18 protein-coding genes are annotated in these 22,117 nt (G+C 40.2%); 11 read left to right on the top strand and 7 right to left on the bottom strand.

Going from position 1 to position 22,117, the window contains the following annotated elements; translation table 11 throughout:
- Positions 1-212 precede the first annotated feature (212 nt).
- Entirely contained in the window at positions 213-1,199 is a 987-nt protein-coding gene (locus ACUXV0_RS05555; protein ID WP_446192077.1) for a helix-turn-helix domain-containing protein, read from the top strand.
- A 125-nt stretch (positions 1,200-1,324) separates the two neighbouring features.
- Here the strand turns inward: ACUXV0_RS05555 and ACUXV0_RS05550 are convergent, their stop codons facing one another.
- Positions 1,325-1,705 carry a hypothetical protein gene (locus ACUXV0_RS05550; protein WP_446192076.1) on the bottom strand — a complete coding sequence of 127 codons (381 nt, stop codon included), beginning with the start codon at positions 1,703-1,705 and terminating at the stop codon, positions 1,325-1,327.
- Between the two features lie 393 nt (positions 1,706-2,098).
- On the opposite strand from ACUXV0_RS05550, the gene ACUXV0_RS05545 reads away from it, so the two are divergent.
- The 4 genes from ACUXV0_RS05545 (at position 2,099) to ACUXV0_RS05530 (ending at position 7,299) form a co-directional block, all read left to right on the top strand.
- Entirely contained in the window at positions 2,099-2,926 is an 828-nt protein-coding gene (locus tag ACUXV0_RS05545) for an energy transducer TonB (RefSeq protein ID WP_446192075.1), read from the top strand.
- Positions 2,927-3,009: 83 nt separating this feature from the next.
- Complete coding sequence (nspC, locus tag ACUXV0_RS05540; RefSeq protein ID WP_446192074.1) at positions 3,010-4,149, top strand: carboxynorspermidine decarboxylase; 1,140 nt, start codon at positions 3,010-3,012, stop codon at positions 4,147-4,149.
- Positions 4,150-4,275: 126 nt separating this feature from the next.
- The gene (locus ACUXV0_RS05535; protein ID WP_446192073.1) at positions 4,276-6,576 is read left to right on the top strand and encodes a sialate O-acetylesterase; all 2,301 of its coding nucleotides are present in this window, start codon (positions 4,276-4,278) and stop codon (positions 6,574-6,576) included.
- 93 nt (positions 6,577-6,669) lie between these two features.
- Positions 6,670-7,299 carry a hypothetical protein gene (locus ACUXV0_RS05530; RefSeq protein ID WP_446192072.1) on the top strand — a complete coding sequence of 210 codons (630 nt, stop codon included), beginning with the start codon at positions 6,670-6,672 and terminating at the stop codon, positions 7,297-7,299.
- Positions 7,300-7,307: 8 nt separating this feature from the next.
- Here the strand turns inward: ACUXV0_RS05530 and msrA are convergent, their stop codons facing one another.
- The 3 genes from msrA to ACUXV0_RS05515 are packed head-to-tail and all read right to left on the bottom strand — an operon-like array spanning position 7,308 to position 9,933.
- A complete protein-coding gene (msrA, locus tag ACUXV0_RS05525) occupies positions 7,308-7,946 on the bottom strand; it encodes a peptide-methionine (S)-S-oxide reductase MsrA (protein WP_446192071.1) in 639 nt (212 codons plus the stop codon).
- An 11-nt stretch (positions 7,947-7,957) separates the two neighbouring features.
- Entirely contained in the window at positions 7,958-9,223 is a 1,266-nt protein-coding gene (locus ACUXV0_RS05520) for a kynureninase (protein WP_446192070.1), read from the bottom strand.
- A complete protein-coding gene (locus ACUXV0_RS05515) occupies positions 9,223-9,933 on the bottom strand; it encodes an SGNH/GDSL hydrolase family protein (protein ID WP_446192069.1) in 711 nt (236 codons plus the stop codon). The genes ACUXV0_RS05520 and ACUXV0_RS05515 overlap by 1 nt, the downstream gene beginning before the upstream one ends.
- A 154-nt stretch (positions 9,934-10,087) precedes the next feature.
- Between ACUXV0_RS05515 and ACUXV0_RS05510 the strand changes: the two genes are divergently transcribed.
- Positions 10,088-10,660, top strand: coding sequence for a DUF2911 domain-containing protein (locus ACUXV0_RS05510; protein WP_446192068.1), 573 nt, complete (start codon positions 10,088-10,090; stop codon positions 10,658-10,660).
- 76 nt (positions 10,661-10,736) lie between these two features.
- A complete protein-coding gene (locus ACUXV0_RS05505) occupies positions 10,737-11,204 on the top strand; it encodes a cytidine deaminase (protein ID WP_446192067.1) in 468 nt (155 codons plus the stop codon).
- A gap of 55 nt (positions 11,205-11,259) precedes the next feature.
- Here the strand turns inward: ACUXV0_RS05505 and ACUXV0_RS05500 are convergent, their stop codons facing one another.
- Positions 11,260-12,579, bottom strand: a complete 1,320-nt coding sequence (locus tag ACUXV0_RS05500) for a Gfo/Idh/MocA family protein (protein ID WP_446192066.1) — start codon at positions 12,577-12,579, stop codon at positions 11,260-11,262.
- Between the two features lie 195 nt (positions 12,580-12,774).
- Here ACUXV0_RS05500 and ACUXV0_RS05495 point away from each other — a divergent pair, with 195 nt between their 5' ends.
- Positions 12,775-16,164: a DUF7133 domain-containing protein gene (locus ACUXV0_RS05495; protein WP_446192065.1), complete on the top strand. Its 3,390-nt coding sequence runs from the start codon at positions 12,775-12,777 to the stop codon at positions 16,162-16,164.
- Between the two features lie 59 nt (positions 16,165-16,223).
- Here ACUXV0_RS05495 and purN read toward each other — a convergent pair whose 3' ends face one another.
- Positions 16,224-16,802, bottom strand: coding sequence for a phosphoribosylglycinamide formyltransferase (gene purN / locus ACUXV0_RS05490; protein ID WP_446192064.1), 579 nt, complete (start codon positions 16,800-16,802; stop codon positions 16,224-16,226).
- 28 nt (positions 16,803-16,830) lie between these two features.
- A complete protein-coding gene (locus ACUXV0_RS05485) occupies positions 16,831-17,679 on the bottom strand; it encodes a geranylgeranylglycerol-phosphate geranylgeranyltransferase (RefSeq protein ID WP_446192063.1) in 849 nt (282 codons plus the stop codon).
- Positions 17,680-17,855: 176 nt separating this feature from the next.
- Between ACUXV0_RS05485 and bshA the strand changes: the two genes are divergently transcribed.
- The 3 genes from bshA to ACUXV0_RS05470 are packed head-to-tail and all read left to right on the top strand — an operon-like array spanning position 17,856 to position 22,115.
- Positions 17,856-19,004: an N-acetyl-alpha-D-glucosaminyl L-malate synthase BshA gene (gene bshA / locus ACUXV0_RS05480; protein WP_446192062.1), complete on the top strand. Its 1,149-nt coding sequence runs from the start codon at positions 17,856-17,858 to the stop codon at positions 19,002-19,004.
- 10 nt (positions 19,005-19,014) lie between these two features.
- Positions 19,015-20,331: an NAD(P)/FAD-dependent oxidoreductase gene (locus tag ACUXV0_RS05475; RefSeq protein ID WP_446192061.1), complete on the top strand. Its 1,317-nt coding sequence runs from the start codon at positions 19,015-19,017 to the stop codon at positions 20,329-20,331.
- Positions 20,331-22,115, top strand: coding sequence for an ABC transporter ATP-binding protein (locus tag ACUXV0_RS05470; RefSeq protein WP_446192060.1), 1,785 nt, complete (start codon positions 20,331-20,333; stop codon positions 22,113-22,115). The genes ACUXV0_RS05475 and ACUXV0_RS05470 overlap by 1 nt, the downstream gene beginning before the upstream one ends.
- Positions 22,116-22,117 lie beyond the last annotated feature (2 nt).

The following is a 22,117-nucleotide window of genomic DNA, read 5'->3' as shown; positions in this document are numbered from 1 at the left end:
AACCAAATTCAATACCTCATGCCAAATCGGCTTGGTATGATGTATGAATGTGAAACTTTCGTGAACAAAAGTGTAAATTTAAAAAATATAATTTTTCACTACCGTTTAATAACAAAATATAAATTGTTTGGTGAGGAATTTGTGGTTGGCGTGTACGATTGTATATATTAGGTATACGAAAATGATTAACCAGCACACGATAGAGGAGAAAGATGAAAGAATATGTTGTGAAAAAGTGTGAACCCTCTGGATTTGCACAAGAGCTTTTACAATTATTTGAACTCGAATTAAAAAAGAAGCAGGAAATCTCAATCCCTGTTAAGTTTGGCACGGGTAAAGTTTTCTTCAGTGAAGTAGAAAGAACTATTTCTCACTTCACAGTTTCTTTCAATTTTAGAGAAACATCCAAATTCGTTTTTTCAGAAATGAAGGAGTGCCAGAAGTATAAGGTTCTCTTCTTCCTTCGCTATGAGAAAAAATCACAGATGCCTTTAAGTATGGCCGGTCAGTTGAAGATAAGTGAACGAGTGATCTGCGTAACTGGCTCTTTAGACGATATCCCTGATTTTGTAATTAAAGAAGGTAGAAAATGTAGGCTTGATATTATTTTTCTTCAATCTAACTGGCTAAAAGAAGTGCTACCGCCAGAATTGAAGGAGGTTTTTGACAAAGTATTGGTTCATAAAAACTCGATTTCATGGCTAAGAGCCAGTACCAAAGCCATTAATGTAGACGATATTCTTTCTGTACTGAAAAGCTTCCATACATCTTCGCCTTTCAAAAGACTCTCTTTATTAGGTGAGCTGTATCAATTGATCGGTGAATACATCAATATTCTTCATGACCTTGACAGACGAAAAGGGAAAGTGAAAAATATCAATAATCATGATATGAACACGATCAATAAAATAGAACAATACCTTAAAGATCATGTGAGGAAAGTATCTCCCTCTTTAGATGACATAGCAAAAGAGTTTGGTATCAGCAGAACCAAAGTGTGTAACCTTTTTAAGTATGCGTATGGGACGGGGATAAACAGTTACTATAATGTTTTGAAGTTAGAGGAGGCCAAAAAGATGCTGACCAGCAATGCGTATTCCATCAATGAAGTGTCTGATAAGCTGGCATTCACTAATCAAAGTTACTTTAGTCGGTGGTTTAAAAAACATACAGGTATTAACCCTAGTTCTCTGGTGTAGCTTAAGATCAGTTTTAATGAAAAAAGCCAGGCGTAAACGTCTGGCTTTTTTGTTATGAATCACTATTTATTTTAAGGAAGGAAGTTTCTGGAATGCACGGAAATCAAATCTTTAATCTAGCTGTCTTATTTAGTTTTTGTAATCATGAATGGCATACAAACCGAGGCCGTCGGTGATGCAGTGGCTTTGGCTTCTACTACCATGGTATTCTCTACAGCTTGAGTTTGACCTTTAGAATTAGTTTTCTTGATGGCCATTCTATTGTTTGATGGTTTGGTGTATGGATTATGACTTCTCAAATCTGAAGTGATGTGATCTTCTGTGAAGTTCATCGCCAGTGTAAGTGTATCTGACTTTGTAGCCAAATTTAAGGGGTCTACGGTTTTCAAAAAGCTTGCCACTTTTTCCTCCGAAAAATTCAGTTTGGATGAACTGTCCGATTCGCGGTATGCATTTTCCGTAATGGAAGTACATATAATAAGGGCACAAGTTATAATAGCGTTCATTAGTGTTTTTTTGTAAATACACTAAATAAAGTTCAAATGCCATGCCATAAAGCATCTATCTAAACCTCTTGAGCGAAATAAATGGAAAAAAATTCCCTAAAATGGAAAATAATCTATTTTACTACCGCTTAATAACAAAATTAAAGTCTGAGGGTCTGTTTTGCTCTTTGGTCGTCAAAAAGTGACTGTTGGTCATGATGCCAAAGCCTGAAGTTTTACGGTCTGTTTCTATTATTTGAAAATAGGAAGCCAACTAAATAATTAGTTATATGCTTTGAGTTATTATTTGTAACTAATAAATTAGTTGAAGAATCAAGCCGGCATCTGTCTGATTCGTATCTGGCATTCACTTTGAAAATTTGACAGAGTTTTCAGATTAACATATTAAACAAAATGGAAACAAGAATTGACTTCAATCTAGATGATATTGTATTTGAGAATCGTAATAAGGATTACGGGGCTTATGTATTGAGGAAAGAGTATGGGGCTAACCTGACCAAAGCCACTCTACTAGGTGCCGGTTTATTTCTCACCATATTCACTAGTAGTTTTATCGGTCTGAAATATCATAAAACGGCAGATGATACAGATGATACCGGCATTTATAGAATAGTTGATACTATAGAACCACCTTCAATTATTCCTGATGTACCCGAACCTCCGAAACCCTCGGGCGGAATTAAAGTAGCTACGGTAGTAATACCGGAATTGGTAGAACCCGTCAATGATGAAACACCGGAGAAAAACGAAGTTTTATCTGAAAGCAATCTTGAAAACAAGGTCATTGGTAGCGTTGCGATAGAAGGGGAGGGGTTAGATGAAACATTTCATTTGCCTCCTGCTCCTGAAACGAATATTGCTTTTGTAGCCCCCGAGCCGCCTGCACCTCCCAAAAAGAAAGTAGAAGAAGTCTTTATGGTTTCTGAAATCATGCCTGAATTCAAAGGAGGCTTTCCAGAACTTTATAAATGGCTAGGGAAAAATCTACGTTATCCTTCAGCTGCATCTCGCAATGGAATTGAAGGTAGAGTCATTGCCTCTTTTATCATTGAGAAAGATGGGAGTATTTCAGATGTGAAAGTTTTAAAAGGAATTGGTTTCGGCTGTGATGAAGAAACCTCAAGGGTGATACAGGCCATGCCGTCATGGTCACCGGGAAAACAAAATGGCTCGCCGGTGAGAGTGAAGTACACCTTACCTTTGACTTTCAAGATTGAATAGAGTTTAATCGTTAGATATAAATTGTAGTCTCTGGTCTATATTCTGATCAGAGACTCTATTTTTGCCATGCAAATAAAAAACTAATGGCAATAGACTATTCTCAGATACCTTCTCCATGTTATGTCTTAGAAGAAGACAGATTAAAGGAAAATCTTAATTTGTTAAAATTCGTACAAGAAGAAAGCGGAGCCAATATTATCCTGGCCTTAAAAGGCTTTTCTATGTACAAGATGTTTCCATTGGTGAAGGAATATCTCAAAGGAGCCACAGCCAGTAGTTTAAATGAAGCCAGACTCATTTTTGAGGAGATGCATTGCAAAGCACACACCTATGCACCCGCTTATAAACCAGAAGAATTTGATGAGTTAATGTCATACAGTTCGCACATTACTTTCAACTCTTTAAATCAATATGAACTCTTTAAGAGCAAGGTAAATGATTTCAAAGATCCCATTTCTATGGGTCTGCGTGTCAATCCCCAATATGCGGAGGTAGAAACAGATATGTATAACCCCTGTATAGTAGGTAGTAGGCTTGGTATTACCAGAGATGTACTTGGAGATCAATTGCCTGAGGGTATTGAAGGTCTGCATTTTCATACCATGTGTGAAAACGACAGTTTTGTGCTAGAGAGAACCCTTGTACATGTAGAAGAGAAATTTGGTGACCTTTTACATCAGGTTAAATGGCTCAATATGGGTGGAGGTCACCTGATGACTCGCGAAGGTTATAATATTGAGCATGTGATAAAACAGATCAAACGTCTCAAAGAAACCTATGATCTGGAGATTATTATGGAGCCTGGTTCTGCTATTGCCTGGGAAACAGGTGTTCTTACATCAAAGGTTCTGGATATCGTAGATGCTCAGGGAGTAGATGTGGCCATTTTAGATGTAAGTTTTGCGGCTCATATGCCTGATACGCTGGAAATGCCTTATAAACCAAGAATTCTGGGTGCTTACCAAACAGATGTGCCGGGTAAACATAATTACCGCATGGGTGGAATGACCTGCCTGGCTGGTGATTTTATGGGTGACTATGCTTTTGACAAACCACTACAGATAGGAGATACTCTTGTCTTCGAAGATATGATTCACTATACCATGGTAAAGACGACAACTTTTAATGGTGTGGGGCTTCCATCAATAGGGGTTTGGACTTCTGAAGGGACTTTTGAGCTACATAAAAGCTTTGGATACGAGGTGTTTAAAGAGAAGCTCTAAGCCGTAAAATAAGTATTATTTGAAATGGCAACGCCTTAGGTTTTCTTTGTAAAAGGTGCTGCCTGAAAGACGATTTCTTTATAAAGGTCGTTCATGAGGCAACGTTTTTTGTTCAATAAACACCACATGAAAAAAATCTTTATACTTCTACTGGTAAGCCTGCAGACCGTGGCTCAATTGTCCATAGATTTTCCGGTAGAGCGTTCTGTCTTTCAGCGAGATCTCGCAAATCAGGGTAAAATCTACATTTCAGCCTCTATTAGTCAGCAAGTAGATAGTGTGAAGGCCAGGCTGGTGGAGTATGCAGATAATGGAGAATTGGAATTGCCTTGGGTAAGCATCGCCAATCAATCTTTTCAAGGGTACATCCTGGATTCAATTACTGCCGCTGGTGGTTGGTATCGTCTGGAACTCGAAGCTTACAGAGGAGGGGAACTTCTATTCAATTCACAGATAAATAAGGTAGGAGTAGGTGAGGTGTTCATTATTTCGGGGCAGTCTAATGCTCAGGGAGTGCCGAATTATGGTGGAACAGGCAGCCAGGATGATCGGGTAAACTGTGCCAACTTTCAAAACGATAATGATTCTTACGAGCCTCGCTTCCCCATGCAATTTTCTCATTTAGAAGATAATTCAAATATAGGCCCTAACGGACTCTCGCCATGGATATGGGGTGAAGTGGGAGATAGTTTGGTGGCGAAGTTAGGCGTCCCGATTCTATTCTTTAATTCGGCAGAAACCGGGACATTAAGTTATAACTGGTGGCAAGCGAGTAGAAATGAGTTTACTTTCAGTGCTATTTTTCGAGATTTTTTTAAACGCGGCTTTCCATACCATAACCTTAAAATCAGCCTGAAGCAATATGCATCGCTTTTTGGAGTGCGTGCAATTTTATGGCATCAGGGAGAAACGGACACTTCCCCTGGGATTCCTCGGGAAGACGAAATTTTCGGATACTATAAAGAATTGATAGAGAATGCCCGAAATGACTTTGGCAAGAATGTAGCTTGGATGTTTTCCAAGGTTTCATACAGCGGAGGTTTTCTTTCTCAGGATGTCATCAGGGCTCAAACAAGAATTATCAATGAACCTGGCTTCAATATTTTTGAAGGTCCATTTACAGACAATCTGCAAATACCAAGACCTGATGGTGTTCATTTTCAAAACACTTCGCAAGAACGAGGTCTTGGACTTTTAGCTGCTGCATGGCTAGAAAAGCTGGATGATAATTTTTTTGCCAATTGCCGACCAATACTTGAAAAGCCAATTGCTCCGCTTGAAATCAGCTGTGAAAACAATACGGCGAGTAGAATCGGTATACCTTCTGATTATTCAATGTACCGCTGGCATGATGGTCAGCAGGTAACAAGTAGGGTAGAAGCGGGTGGCACCGTTAGAGCCATTCTTCGTGATGAAAATGAGTGTTTTAAGTTAAGTACTGCTGTGAATAGTTCAGCAATTCTATTCAATTCTCCATCTGCGGCTTGGGCAGAAAAGGATGTTTTATGCCCGCAAGAGACTCTAACACTCCGTGCCGATACGCGATTCAGAAATGTTATTTGGGCAGATTCATCCTTGAACGCCTCACTTCAGATAAACCAGAGTGGAGAATATTCGTATACAGCAGAAAACGGTGCGGGATGTCGATTAACGGCAGAATCTAAACAAATAACAGATCAGCAGGTACCTGATTTTGCAAATCCACCTCGATTTATGATCAATGGCTTCGTTTTAGACGCTGATACAAGTATTACATTATGTGAAGGCTCAGATGTCATGCTGGATGCCATCGGCGAATGGGATTCCATCAGATGGTCTGATGGCAACATGGAATTTCAAAGGCAAGTCTCAGAAAGCAAGAACCTGAACTACTTCGGATATTACGGTGCCGGATGTTCGTCAGAATTGTCCAGTTCTTCAGAATTGACATTTTTGGAGTTGCCCGAGTCTCCAACAATTATTGAGAGAGGATTTACAGAGGTAGAGCTACTTGATCAAAAAGAAAACTCGTCAATTGCGTGGACTATAAATGGTATTTTATCTGGTTCAGGAGAGAATCCTATAAAACTTGATGGTCCTGGCTCTTACAGCATTTCGGCTGTGGAGTCTATTGAAATAAGTGAGGTTCTAACCTGTACTTCTGGTGAATCTAACGAGCTAATGGTGAACGTGCCTAATACTTTGATCAACGTATATCCAAATCCGGTTTACAGGTCAAATGCATTCGTAGAGAATATAGAAACCACATCTGACGCTGAGATTTTCCTTTACGATATCAAGGGAAGATTACTTTTCAAATCCGGTTTAATACAAAACTGGAATGAGCGAATTGAGTTGCCCGTTTCAGAATTACCTGTTGGCTTTTACTTCGTCAAGGTAAAAACAGGTGCATATGAGATTGTGAAGAAGCTCATGAATAGAAATTAGAATAGTATGCTTTACATAGTTTTCTTATCGGTAATTGTTCTCTGCATATTTCTTGTTCTTTGGATGAGATATCGCTTTTATGGAAGTATAACTTTGAAGAAGGAGGAGGACTTACAATGGTTGATAGATACATTCTCAAAACTTACAACACCCGTAATTTCAATAGGTGCAATCTTTTTTGTTATCAATGAATTATATGAAACAAGGGAAGTAAATAAGCTAAGTCAACAAAATTATTATACTACCAGTTACAGTGATCACATCAAAAATTTATCAGCTAATAGTAAATCGAAAAAGGACATATTTCATTCAATTCAATCTCAAACAGAAGACTTCTTCGATCCTGCAATTTTTTTTTCGGATTGTACTGCTATAGGTACTAAACTGCCGTTAGAAGAGATGAGGGAATTTAATAAGTTAAGTGGAGAGCTTCTTTCTTTGGTACTCAAGATAGATTCTACAGAATTAATTAATAGTGATCAAAAGGCCTTTCTAAAATCGGAACTAAAAACTAGTTTTTTAGACGAGGTAAATATGTTTAATGAAGTTTTCGTTTATTATTTACCAGATGTTCAGGCCAATCATAAAAGTTTCTTTTCACCGTCAAGGAAAAAGGTTTCTAACACTTATTATTTGAAAAAGGCTCAGTTTCAAATGTTTGACTATGAGTTTCAGGAATTGTTTTCAGATTTCAGGGTCATTAAGGAAACCCTAAAAAACTAGATTAAGAATTACTTCAGCAATTCAGGAAATTTCTTTTTAAATCTGTTAAGACGAGGAATAGAAACCGACCGGACATATGGTTGATTGGGATTTCTTTTTTCATAATCCTGATGATACTCTTCTGCCGGCCAGAACTTTTCAAATCTCTTGATCTCTGTCACGATCGGTTTTGAGTAATTTTTGGCTTCAGCCACCTTCGCTGCTTCTGCAACAGCTTTTTCATTCTCATTCTCAAAGAAAATGATGGATCTGTAGGGCTCGCCAAAATCAGGATTCTGACCATAGGTAGTGGCATCCTGCGATCCGTAGAAAACCTTTACAAGGGTCTCAAAACTGACAACTTCCGGGTCATAATATACAGCTACAGTTTCAGCATGACCAGTAGTTTTTCTACCCACTTCCTCATAAGTTGGGTTGGCCTTAGTACCGCCGCTATATCCGGAAACTACTTCTTTTACCCCTTTCACACTTTCATAAATGGCCTCTACGCACCAGAAACAACCACTTGCAAAGTAGGCGATTTCAGTGCCTGCCAATTCTTCCTCAGTAGGAGCCTGGTAGGTGTTCTGTTGATTTCCGTTTTCACACTCCTGTACTTGAAAAAACAGGAATAATGGTATTAGGCTCGATAGCAATAAATTCTTCATTTTTTTTATTTTTATATCACTCCTTTTTTCTCAGTGGAGTGGTTTAGGTATTCTTTGGTGTCAATTATCTTAATCAAACGCTGACAAAACTGAGCGATATCCTGATAACCAATATACAAGGGAGTAAGTGCCACCCTGATGATATCTGGCGGTCTGTGATCAGTTATAAATACGCATTTAAATGTACGAGGCTCTATCAAAGACAGATTTATTCTACAAGCTTCCTCATGGTGTAAAGCGATATGGGATCCTCTATTATGAGCAATCAAAGGGGTGGAAATATTAAAATTTCTTTCTTTCAGAAAATTCTGAAAATACAGTAAAAAGTATTCATAAAGCCTTTCAGACTTTTCCCAAATTCGTTTGGGACTGGCTTCCAGATGCAGGTCTACCCCAGGCTCAATAGCCTTCATTGAAATCATAGATGGTGTACCCACTGCGAATCGTGTCACATCATTTTTTGGTGTATAGTTATCACCAAAAGCAAAAGGCTTATCATGAGAAAACCAGCCTTTAATGGGATTTTGAAGTTGATTTTGTAAATGTTTACTCACATAAAGAAATGCCGGAGAACCGGGCCCGCCATTAAGGTATTTATAGGTACAGCCTACCGCCAGGTCTATACAATCTTCCTTTACATCAATAGGCACAGCACCTATAGAATGGCTCAGGTCCCAGAGATTGATGGCTCCTTCTTCTTTGGTACTGCTATTTATGGATTTGAGATCATATCTGAAGGCAGACTTATAGGCTACATGACTGAGTGTAACCAATGCCGTTTGGTGATCTATTGCTGCTTTAACTTTCTCATTGGCTGTTTCGGTTTGATCTGTATTGATTTGTTTCAGCTGGAATTCAGGGAATTGCCCTTCTATTAGTCCTTTGATGATGTATTGATCAGAGGGGAAATTTTGAGAATCGTAGATGACTGTGCCGCTTTTTTTGAATTCAAGCACCGCGTACATCAGTTTATACAAATTCACTGAAACTGAGTCGGTCACCAGAACCTCATCCGGTTCGGCATTGATCAGTTTGGCTATTTTTTGGGAAATCCTTTTCCAGGAACTCAGCCAATCTTCGTTCCAGCCTCTAATTAATCGCTTTTGCCATAGGTTTTCACTGGTATGGCGTATCATTTGAAGGGTATCTTTCAATGGAGGGCCCAAAGAGTTTCCATCAAGGTATATTGTATTTTGCTCCAGCTCAAAACGTTCTTTGAAATGACCAAGAGGATCATTTTGGTCTAGTTCTAATGCTTTTTGAAGTAGTTCCTCCATCAATCTAATTTCTTGGCTACATCACTTGCAAATAGTTCTACCCATCGCGTGTACATTTTTCCGGATGGGTGAAGTCCATCACTTGCTACCAGACTGGGATCATTTATGGCTTCGCGTGAAATAGGTGTGATATCATAATAGCTTATGCCATACTCTTTACAAATCTCCTCTTTAACAGCATTGAATTCATCGATTTCTTTACCAATTTTATCTGGGTTTCTTCCTTGACCGAAGGGTGTCACACCATAGTCAGGAATGGAGACTACAAAGACATTGTTTTTATTGCCACCGGCGTAGCCAATTGCTTGTTCTAAGAGCTTTCTGAACTCACCTCTAAATTCAGTGGCATTTCTCCCACGATACTGATTATTGACGCCAATAAGCAGAGAAACCAGATCATAATCACTTTCTACAGTCGAAGCGTTTAAGGCACTTGTCAATTCATTGGTGGTCCAACCAGTGGTAGCGATTATTCTAGGTTTACCTAAGTCATAACCTAAGCCTTGTAGCCGATCTGTAAGTTGAACAGGCCATCTTAATGATTCTTCTACACTTTCACCTATTGTATAGGAGTCCCCTAAGGCCAGATACGTCAAAGCAGATTCTTCATTTGCATTAGAGCCACCAGGGGCAGAAGTGGCTGTGGGTGTATTCTTTTTTTGACAAGCACCTACGGTTAGCAATAGGCTGTAAATGATATATTTTAACATTGTTTTCTTAGTTTGATAATGAGCTGTACTCAATTTCGTTGTAATTTACCTACGATATAGCAATTGATATAGATCAGAAGCAACATTCCAATTTAGAGTCTGACTATTCTTGCACGTAAGTCAAATTGACCAAGACCTAAAACACATCAAAAAAATGAAAAAAGTACTCGTTCTTTTATTAACTGCCTTGAGTTTTCAATTGGCCGCTCAGGATTTTGCCGGTATTGACAAAAGCATCATGGATTTGGCGTATTATCCAAATGGTGCACACAGAGCCGGTTTTTCTAAAACTGCTGACGAAAAGGGTGCCTTAATGCCAAGAATCAAGGTTATCTACTCAAGACCATTAGTCAATGGAAGAACTATTTTCGGTGATCTGATTAAGTACAACGAAGATTGGAGATTTGGAGCTAACGAATCTACAGAAATTACATTTTACACCAACGTAAAAATTGGTGAAACGATTTTAGCCCCGGGCAGATATACATTATTCTGTACACCTACAGAGTCAGCCTGGACGCTACACGTTCACCCAAGACTGGATGGTTGGGGAAATTACGGATACGACACCTCAAAGACATTGGCCTCTGTTTCTGCTCCGGTTCAGAAGTCTGACAAACTTATAGAAGCGTTTTCTATCACATTTTATGAAGGCAGCCCGGGTGTGGCACATTTAAAAGCCGGCTGGGAAAATTCAATTGTAGAGTTTCCAATAGAAATTCTTTAATTTACAGCTCAAACGCTTGATAAAAAGCCCCGTTTCGGGGCTTTTTTTGTCGCCAATAGTTAAAAGAACATCAGGGATGAAAAAAGAAGTAGAGTTAAAGCCAATTCAGTTTGAAAGCCTTGGGAGTAATGATCAGGATTTTCTTCAGAAGTCATTGGAGGCTACTCGTATGTCTTATTCTCCTTATTCTGAGTTTAGGGTAGGATGTGCGGTTGAAAGAGAAGATGGAAGTATAGTCTTAGGTGCCAATCAGGAAAACTCATCTTTTCCTTCCGGACTATGTGCAGAGCGTGTCGCTTTATTTGAATGTGCCAAAGACCTTCAAAACAGAGTCAAAAGGATTGCAGTATGTGCCCAGTCTACCAAATATAAAGTACCTACTCCATTGGTGCCTTGTGCTGGCTGCCTGCAGGTGATTGCAGATATAAGAAACAGGCAAAGTGAAGCTATTGAAATATGGATGTGGGATACCAAAGATCAGGTTTATATAGCTAAAGACGTTTTTGAGTTTTTGCCCTTCCATTTTGAACTGGAAGAGCAATAAAAAAAGGAAGAACAAGCCTGTCCTTCCTTTTTGCATCGCAAAATACTATCAAAAATTAAACTTTAGGTTCCCAGCCTTTCTCATAAGATCTACCCCACATTTTCATGGCATCGGCGTTAGCAGGTTTACCTGTTTTCGTATCCACAAGTAGAGTTTGACCAGTTTTCTGAGCCATATTTCCTAAATGGCACATTAAGGTACTTTTTACGGCCTCGTCAATCGGCGAATTCAAGGCAGCACCCTTATTGATACCATCTACAAAATTCTGCATATGGTAATAATCAAGACCGGTGATTCCTAAGGTATCCACAGAGCTACTACTGCTTCGTTCGTTTTCTTCTACCAGCAACTGATCTCCTTTGTCGAATATTTTATATCCGCCACGGTCTACCACGGCTGTTCCATGAGTACCGTGAATCCAGGTCCCGCGACCGCCATGACCTTTATTAATATTTGTGCCGTTACAGCTTCTTCCGTCCCAGGTGATCATTAAATCGTCATCATATTCAAAGGAAGCGATCTGCGTATCCCAGAATTGCCAATCATCATTAAAGGAATAACGCCCACCAGTAGAGGTTACTTTTGACGGAATTCCCGCATTTAATAACCATCTGGCTACATCCAGTTCGTGTAGGCCATTATTTGAAATTTCACCCGTGCCCCAGTCCCAGAACCAGTGCCAGTTATAGTGCACGTAGTTATCCATGAGGTCTGTCCGTGGGGCAGGTCCTTGCCATAGTTCCCAATTGAATTCAGCAGGTGCGGCCATTTTTTGTCCGGTGCCTATACTACCACGGTTGTTTTCATACCAGGTTCTGGCGTAATATACTTTGCCGATAATTCCTTCATCTAGTTTCCTCTTTAAAGAGGCAGTAGTCGGTGAGGAACGTTGTTGATTTCCTACTTGAAGTACTTTTCCATATTTCTTAACAGCGGCATGTAGCAGATCACCTTCTGCGGCATTATGGCAGCAAGGCTTTTCTAAATAGACGTGCTTATCAGCCTTCATGGCCTCTATGGCCATCGGAGCATGCCAGTGGTCTGGTGCGGCTATGGAGATAGCGTCTACATCTTTATTGTCTAAGGCTTTTCGGTAATCAGCCATGGTTAATGTGCTACTATCTAAAATCTCTTTGAAGTCTTTGAAGCATCGGGCAAAAACTCTGCTGTCTGGATCTACCAAGCCGATTACATTAATTTGCTTTTTTAGTCCTCTGGCCATATTGAGGTGAGCCCTTCCCCGGCCGTTTACTCCGGCTGTAACCATGTTAATACGGTCATTGGCTCCCAGGATTCTACTGTAACTTTTTGCTGAGATGGCCATGCCGGCCAAACCCATAGCTGAGGTTTTGATAAAATCTCTTCTCTTTGTCATTATATTATAGGGTTGAATTGGTTGTTTCTATCAAATCTAACTAATAATTGAAGGCAATACCTACTAATGAGCCCCTACTGGTAGGTTTACACGAACATTTGGTCTTCAAAAGGCTTAGTTCTGTGGATTAAATTTTTGCCAGCTCAATCTTGAGTGTAAATTGCGTCTCAAACTATTTCGTAATAAAACAACCCTATGAATAAGCGATTGAGAATGTTGACAGCAGCTGGTTTAGGCTGTTTAACAGTATGGTCATGTATGAAGGTGGCTACTCAAGAAAAACCACTCATTCAGATTTTTGCCGGAGCAGATGATGCTAATTATGCCAAGCAAATAGAATCTGAGACTCCTTTAAAATTAGCAGATGGTTTAAAAATCAATATCTGGGCTACAGATTCTTTAGCTCCTGATCCGATTGCAATGTCAATCGATGATTATAACCGCATTTATCTCACCAGAACAAATCGTCAGAAAAACTCTGAGTTTGATATCAGAGGTCATCGTGACTGGATGACCGAGTCTATCTCCTTACAGTCTGTAGAAGATAGAAGAGCATTTTTGAGAAAGATTTTTGCTCCTGAAAAGTCAGATGATAATTCCTGGCTGAAAGACCTAAACGAAGATGGAAGTCATGACTGGCGTGATCTGGCTGTAGAGCAGGAAGAAGTTTGGCGACTTGAAGATACTGATAGCGATGGTCTTGCAGATGTGTCTACACAGGTTTTAAAGGATTTCAATGAAGAAATAACTGACGTGGCTGGTGCACTTCTTATAAGAAGAAACGACGCCTTCATTGGCCTTGGGCCAGATCTATGGAGAATAGAAGATACCGACGGCGACGGCTATTATGATAAAAAAACGTCTATAGCCCATGGTTTCAATATTCATATTGGTTTTAGCGGACATGGAATGTCTGGCCTGACAGAAGGGCCGGATGGGAAAATATACTGGGGTATCGGCGACCCGGGCTTAAGTATGACCGATCAAACAGGGAAAAAATATCATTTCCCGAACCAAGGGGTAATTGTCAGATGTAATCCTGACGGGTCAGATTTTGAAGTTTTCTCTCATGGGCATCGTAATACGCATGAGTTTGTCTTTGATGAGTTCGGTAATCTGATCAGTTCAGATAATGATGGCGACCACCGTGGTGAGTCAGAACGTCTGGTTCATATTGTAGAAGGCTCTGATAGTGGCTGGCGTATTAACTGGCAGTTTGGTAAATACACTGACCCAAAGAATAACGAATACAAAATCTGGATGGATGAAGAAATGTATAAGCCAAGACAAGAAGGTCAGGCGGCATATTTTCTACCTCCTATCAGAAACTACCATAACGGACCTACCGGAATGCTCTATAACCCAGGAACGGCTCTCGGTAGTAACTGGTTAAATAAATTCTTCCTGGTAGAATTTACAGGAACCCCTTCCAGAGCACATATCTGGTCGTTTGATCTGAAACAGAACGGAGCCACTTTCGATTTTAAATCAGAGGTAGATATGCTGAATGGTGTATTGGCTACGGGAATTCGTTTTGGTACAGATGGTGCATTATACGCTGCCGACTGGGTGAATGGCTGGGGTACTAAGGACTATGGTAGAATCTGGAAAATTGATGTGGAAGACAATGATTTAGCAGAGCTAAGAGCTCAGACAAAAGAGCTGATGGCTGCAGATTATACCTTGAAAAGCAGTTCAGAATTATATGATTTACTGTTCTTTAAAGATCAGAGAATTCGTCAAAAAGCTCAGTTTGAACTAGCCACAAGAGCTGATGGGGCCGGGCAATTTGAAAAGGCTTTGAGTCAAACTGGTCATCAACTTGCCAGAGTACATGGTATCTGGGGAATTGGTCAAAAGGCCGCTAAGAATCCTGCGGAGGCTGAGGTTTTAGTTTCATATCTCAATGACGTAGACAAGGAGATTGTTGCTCAGGCTGCTAAAATTTTGGGTGATGTACGTTACGCAGCAGCTGGAGATGCATTGACAAGTCTTTTGAATTCTACGCATGCCAGAGTGAGGTTCTATGCCGCCCAGGCTTTGGGTAGAATAGAACACAAGGGTGCTGTTAATGCATTGATCAGTATGATTAAGGAAAACAATGATGCAGATCTTTACATCAGACATGCGGGTGTTTTAGCATTATCCAGAATTGGAGAGAAAGAAGCGGTTTATTCACTAGTGAACAGCCCTTCAAAAGCTCTTAGAACAGCAGCGGTGCTTGTCCTGAGAAAATGGCATGACGCCAAACTTGCTGATTTCTTAAAGGATAAGGATATGTATGTGGTAGCTGAGGCAGCCAGAGCTATAAATGATGATTGGTCTGTGCCTGAGGCACTACCTGCATTGGCCAATGTTCTGAATAATGCTTCTGTAAGTTCAGAAGTGATTTTAAGAAGAGCTATCAATGCCGCTTTGAGAGTTGGTGAAGAAAAACAGTTGAATGACTTATTAGCCTTTGCTCAGAGAGCAAATGTATCAGAGGCTATGAAAGCAGAAGCCATAGCCACAATTGGTGTATGGGCTGAGCCTTCAGTATTGGATAGAGTAGATGGACGTTACCGCGGACCTATCAAAAGAGACGCAGATGCTATAAGAAACACGGTAATACCTAAGATGGCGTCATTCCTTGATGACAACAATGAAAGTGTCGTGAAAGCATCCATTGGCTTATTGAAGGATCTTGAAATAAGAGGTTTTAATAATAAGCTGGCTGGCCTATATGAAAGAACAAAATCAAGCGAGATAAAAACTGCTGTGTTGGAAGGATTGGCGGCCCTAGATTATCCTCAAATCGGGAAACTGGTAGATGACGGGCTGGCAGATAAGAGCAGAACTGTGAGAACAGCCGCTTTAGGCTTGTTAAGTCAGGTGGATGTTTCTGCTGAACTTCTTCCGGGAATGGTTCAAAACGTCATGGAGAACGGAAGTCTTCGTGAAAAGCAGCAGATTCTTCAAAGTTTGGGTAAAATGAGTCTTTCAAACACAGAAGGTGTTTTTGAGACCTTGATCGGTCAGCTAAAAGATAAAAAACTAGATAACGAACTTAGATTGGATCTTTCTGAAGCAATAGAGGCTTCTGGCTCCGCAGATTTAGCTGCAAAACTTGAGGAAGCAGTACCAAAAGGAAACATTTTTGAAGAATACGCAGATGTGCTTTACGGTGGTAACAGGAGAGAAGGGTATATGTACTTTACTCGTAATGAAACCGGTCAGTGTATCAGATGTCATGCCATCAATGGCCAGGGTGGTACTGTAGGTCCAGACCTTTCTGACATCGGAAATACGCTGGAGCGTAAGCAAATACTACAAGCCCTGGTAGAGCCGAGTGCACGTCTGGCCCCGGGATATGGTACAGTGACCATTACGCTGGACGACGGACAGGAAGTGACTGGAATCCTAGAAAAAGAAGATGATCACGAGATGATCTTAAGAACTTCTGAGGCGGAGCCGTTAGAAGTGGCTAAGAGTCGTATAAAGAATAGAGAAAACTATCCATCTGGTATGCCAATGATGGGCTACCTCATGAATAGAAGAGAAATGCGAGATGTGATAGAATACTTATCAAACTTGAAAAAGAGATAAGTAGTATCAAATTTCAATGTACTAAAAAGCCCTTCGATTAAGTTCGAAGGGCTTTTTAATTATAGATTTAACAGGGTGTTCTCTATGACTTTGGGGAAATGCTGATGTTCTAAAACCTGCACCTTTTTAGCCACATCTTCCGGGGTATCTGAGCTTGTTACTTCGCATTTGGCTTGAAAAATCGTTTCGCCTTCGTCGTAATGTTCATTTACAAAATGAATGGTAATTCCGCTTTCGGTTTCTTTATTGGCTACTACTGCTTCATGAACGTGGTGTCCCCACATACCTTTTCCTCCATATTTAGGTAAAAGAGCAGGATGTATATTGACAATTTTGTTCGGGTACGCCTTGATCAATGATTCAGGGATTAACCACAGGAAGCCCGCTAGTACCACAAAATCAATGTGCATATTCTCTAAAACCTTGATGACATCATCCCTCTCGGCGAAGTTCTTTTTTGAGAAAACCATGGTAGGTACACCCAGTTTTTTACCTCTCTTGATCACACCGGCCTCAGCATTATTGGTCAAAAACAGACTAATAATTATGGAAGGGTGGTTTTCAAAATACTTGGTAATGGTTTCTGCGTTAGATCCACTGCCAGAGGCAAAAATGGCGACACGGTATTTGCGAGACATAAAAACTGATTCGTAGGTTTGATTGACTTTAGACGAAAATCATGCTCATAACGCCAAGAATCATGATGACTTTTGACCAAAAGCTCATTTGACTGAAGTCCTTTTTTCTGTCGGCAAAGTAAAGTCGAAATCCTAAATAAACGAAAGGGATACCCAAAAGAAGGAAAGAGTAAGCGAGCTTTTTGTTTTGCAGAGCAAAGCCCATAAAGCCTACAGCCATCACAAAACCGACCATAAAGAAAAATAACAGGTATTTGGTTTTTCGTATTCCCCAGATGATTGGCAAGGTGGTGCTGCCGTATTTTTTATCACCTCTTATGTCTTCAATATCTTTGATGATCTCTCTAATGAGCGTAATGCCGAAGGCAAAAAGGGCGTAAATATTAATAAGAAGATCGTTTTCTGTATAAAATACCGCCATCACCACCAATGAAGCCCCGGTGAGCCCAGCCACCATGAAGTTTCCTATAAAAGGGAGCTTTTTGAAAACACTGGCATAAAACCAGAGCATGGTCATGGCTATTACATTGACGGCGAATACTTTCCAGCCTAAAGTAAATGATATGACAGCAGCTGAAACATTAAGTATCTGGTGAAAAAGCATGGCATGTCTTCTTTTGATAAATCTACCGATCACTACCTCGTGAGGTTTGTTCACCTGATCGATTTTGATATCAAAATAATCGTTGATGATATAGCCGGCGGCGGCCACCATGACTGTGCTTAAAGAAATAAGAAATTGTTTTTCATCTAGAATGGAGTCTAAAATAGACGTACCCTTACCTACCAGAAAAATACGAGCCATGTACTGCGTAAGTACAATGATCAGCAGATTCTTATATCTGATTAGCTCAAAGAATTTTGTGATAAGCAACATAGCCTTTTTGAAAAACGACTTTCAAATTAAACGATGAAACCGCGAATGATGAGTACCAAGGGAGAATTATTTAAAAAGAATGATCGTTATGCCCTAGAATACTTAATCAATTATACGCTGTTCATTGTTTAAGAAGGTTCAAAACCTTTTTGATGAACATCTAAGACATATAACAAATGAAGATTGGAATAGTTTGCTACCCTACTTTTGGGGGTAGTGGGGTGGTAGCCACTGAGCTGGGAAAAGAACTGGCACTAAATGGGCATCAGGTTCATTTTATCACGTATACGCAGCCGATTCGCCTCGACTTCTTCAACGAAAATCTTTTTTACCACGAGGTTGACATTTCATCTTATCCTTTATTTCAATACGCACCTTATGAGTCGGCTTTGGCTGGTAAAATGGTTGATGTGGTGAAATATGAAAAGCTGGATCTTTTGCATGTTCACTACGCTATTCCTCATGCCACTTCTGCTTTTTTAGCTAAACAAATTCTGGAAACAGAAGGGATACACATTCCTATAGTGACTACTCTTCATGGTACAGATATTACGGTGGTAGGGAAAGACCGAACCTATAAACCAGTGGTTACTTTCAGTATCAATAAGTCTGATGGTGTCACGGCGGTTTCAGATGATTTGAGAAAGGATACTTTCAATACCTTCAGAATTACCAATGAAATTGAAGTGATTCCGAATTTTGTGGACATGAGTCGTTTTCACAAGCAGGAAAAAGACCACTTCAAAAAGATCATTTGTCCCAATGATGAAAAGCTGATTGTTCACATTTCAAACTTCAGAAAAGTAAAGAGAATAGGAGACGTAATTGAGTCTTTTGGGAAGATCAAGAATTCCATTCCTTCAAAGCTACTCTTGATAGGTGATGGTCCGGAGCGGAACAAGATGGAGAAGCTTTGCCGTGACCTCCAATTATGTGATGATATAAGATTTATCGGGAAGCTCGATGTCATAGAGGAGGTACTATCTGTGGCAGATCTATTCTTTATGCCATCAGAGAAGGAAAGTTTTGGTCTTGCGGCATTAGAAGCCATGGCCTGCCAAGTTCCTGTGATTTCTACAAATGCGGGAGGTTTGCCTGAATTGAATATTCATGGCAAAACGGGCTTTTTGAGCGAAGTAGGCGATGTAGAAGATATGGTGAAGAATGCTCTACACATCCTCTCTGACGAAAATTTGAGTACTTTTAAAGCAAATGCTCTGGCACGTGCCAAGGAATTTGATATCAAAAATGTAGTGCCTATGTATGAGGCATACTACAATAAAATTATTGACAAGGTCAAAGCCAAATCATTGGCCTTGAGTTAACACTTACTAGATGTTTGCAAATCTACCGGAAACAGGTCAAAAGAGAATCGTAATTATTGGAGCAGGTTTTGGAGGCTTGGCTTTGGCTCAGAAACTTTGCAAGTATGACGTACAAGTGGTGCTGGTAGATAAGAATAATTATCATCAGTTTCAGCCGCTTTTTTATCAGGTAGCTATGGCTGGTCTTGAGCCTAGTTCCATTGCGTTTCCTCTTCGTAAAATATTTCAACATCAGAAAAATATTCACGTGCGTATCACGCCGGTTCATGCAGTAGATACCACCATCAAGCAGCTTAAAACAGACATTGGCGTTATTAATTACGACTACCTTGTTTTGGCAATGGGTGCAGATACCAACTACTATGGTATGGAGAACATCATGAAGAATGCCATGCCGATGAAGACTGTTTCCGAAGCTATTTATTTAAGAAATAGAGTCCTTCAGAATTTTGAAGATGCTCTTTCTGAACCAAGTGAGGAGGAGCAGGAAGGTCTCATGAGCGTGGTAGTCGTAGGTGGAGGACCTACCGGTGTGGAGGTTTCAGGTACACTGGCAGAGATGAAGAACATCATTCTGCCGAAAGATTATCCTGAGTTGGATTTCAATAAAATGAAAATCTATTTGTTTCAGTCATCCAATGGAATCTTACCGGGGATGTCTGAGCAAGCCTCTGAAAAAGGTGCCGATTATCTGGAGTCTCTTGGAGTTACCTTACGACTGGGGGAGCGTGTTTCAGATTTTGATGGCACGCATGTCATCACCAATAAAGGGGATAAAATCAGGACCAATAATGTGGTTTGGGCGGCAGGTGTTCGTAGCAATTCCATTGATGGCTTGGAAGCCGAAAGTTTTGCCCGAAACGGAAGGCTAATGGTGAATGAAATCAACCTTGTCAAAGGTTATGAAGACATATTTGCGGTAGGTGACCAAGCCATGATGGTCTCGGAGAAATACCCTTATGGACATCCTCAAATGGCTCAGCCCGCTATTCAGCAAGGCGAGTTATTAGCAAAGAATCTATATCAACTTATTAAAGGTGAACAAACGAAAGCCTTTGAATATAAGGACCTGGGAGCAATGGCCACAGTAGGAAGACACCTGGCTGTGGTGGATCTGCCTTTCTGGCGATTCCAAGGTGGTTTTGCCTGGCTAGTATGGATGTTTGTGCATCTGATGGCCATTTTGGGTCTGAAAAACAAAGTTTTGGTTTTCATTAATTGGCTTTGGAATTATATCACATACGATCAGTCATTAAGATTGATCATCAAGCCGAAGCTTTTTGGGAAAAAGACTAAAACCAACATTTATAGCAGCAAAGTGAATTAATGAAGAGTCTCGCATACTTAAATAAGTTTCTCTGGAAATATAAGTGGTACCTTGTATTGGGTGCTTTGTTTACGCTCATATCAAATCTTTTCGGTGTTATACCCGCTCAGGTGGTGAGACATGCTCTGGATTTGGTCAAAGAAAACATTGACATCTACTTTATGTATGATGGTCTGGAGCTCCAGGATTCTATGTACGGTGTTTTTGCCTACAGTCTTAGTGTTTATGGAGCATTGATTCTGACAATGGCCATCCTGAAAGGCTTCTTTCTTTTTCTGGTAAGGCAGACCATCATTGTGATGTCAAGGCATATAGAGTTTGACATGAAAAATGAGATTTTTGCTCATTATCAGACACTTCCTTTGAGTTTTTACAGAAGAAACTCTACCGGTGATATGATGGCACGTGTTTCAGAAGATGTAGGAAAGGTAAGAATGTATGTGGGGCCTTCTATCATGTATCTTCTGAATATGATCACCTTGGTAGTGCTCATCCTGAGCTATATGTTCTCAGTAAATGCCAGACTTACCTGGTGGGTATTGATCCCTATGCCGGTGCTTTCCATCAGTATTTTCTTTGTGAGTAACATCGTGAATAAACGCTCTGCTATGATTCAGAAAAGTCTCTCAAAACTGTCAACTTTTGTGCAGGAGGCTTTTAGTGGAATCAGAATCATCAAGGCTTTTGCTAGAGAGAAGAATTCACTTGAGCGTTTCTCAGTAGAGAGTAATATTTACAGAGAAAAGCAGCTGGACCTCACTAAAGTAGACGCCATGTTCTTTCCGCTGATCATGTTTCTGATCGGTTTAAGTACTGTCATCTGTGTTTATGTAGGTGGACAAGAGATAGTAGCAGGCGTGCTAACTCCAGGTAATATTACTGAGTTTATCATGTACGTCTACATGCTTACCTGGCCATTGACGGCCTTGGGCTGGACTACTTCGCAAATTCAACAAGCAGCTGCTTCTCAGGATAGAATTAATGAGTTTCTCAATGTCAAAAATGATATCCTCTCTGAAAAGAATATCAAAGCCGAGATTAAGGGAGCTGTTCACTTTGAAAACGTCAATTTCGTGTATCCTGACTCAGGTATACAGGCATTGAAAAACTTTAGTCTTGATGTAGAGGCAGGAGAGTCTGTAGCAATTCTCGGGACCACCGGTTCTGGTAAAAGTACCTTGGCGAATCTATTGCTTCGCATGTATGATACCACAGAAGGTAGCATCAAAATTGATGATCATGATATCAAGGACTATAATATCCAGCATTTAAGATCGCAGATAGGCTACGTACCACAGGATGTTTTCCTTTTCTCAGAGACCATAAAGGATAATATAAGATTTGGTAGTCCTGAAATAGGAATGGAGGCTATAGAGCAAGCAGCTAAAGACGCCGATTTGTTGGAGAATATTAAAGGCTTTAAACAGGGTTTTGAAACCGAAGTGGGAGAACGTGGTGTAACACTTTCTGGAGGGCAGAAACAGCGTTTGTCTATTGCCAGAGCCATTGTACGTGAGCCTAAACTTTTAATCTTAGATGATTGTCTTTCAGCAGTAGATACCAATACAGAAAATAAGATTCTCAATAATCTGGAGCGTATCATGCAAAACAGAACATCGGTGATCATCTCGCATCGTGTAAGTTCGGCAAAGCTGGCTGATAAAATAGTGGTGCTGGATGATGGAGAGATTGTAGAATATGGCACCCACGGTACCTTGCTAGATGCTAATGGTACGTATAAGGAGCTTTATGACAAGCAAATGAGTATGGAAGAAGAAGTGTAGCC

Source organism: Jiulongibacter sp. NS-SX5 (assembly GCF_052828545.1).
This window is presented reverse-complemented; position numbering and strand designations above follow the sequence as displayed.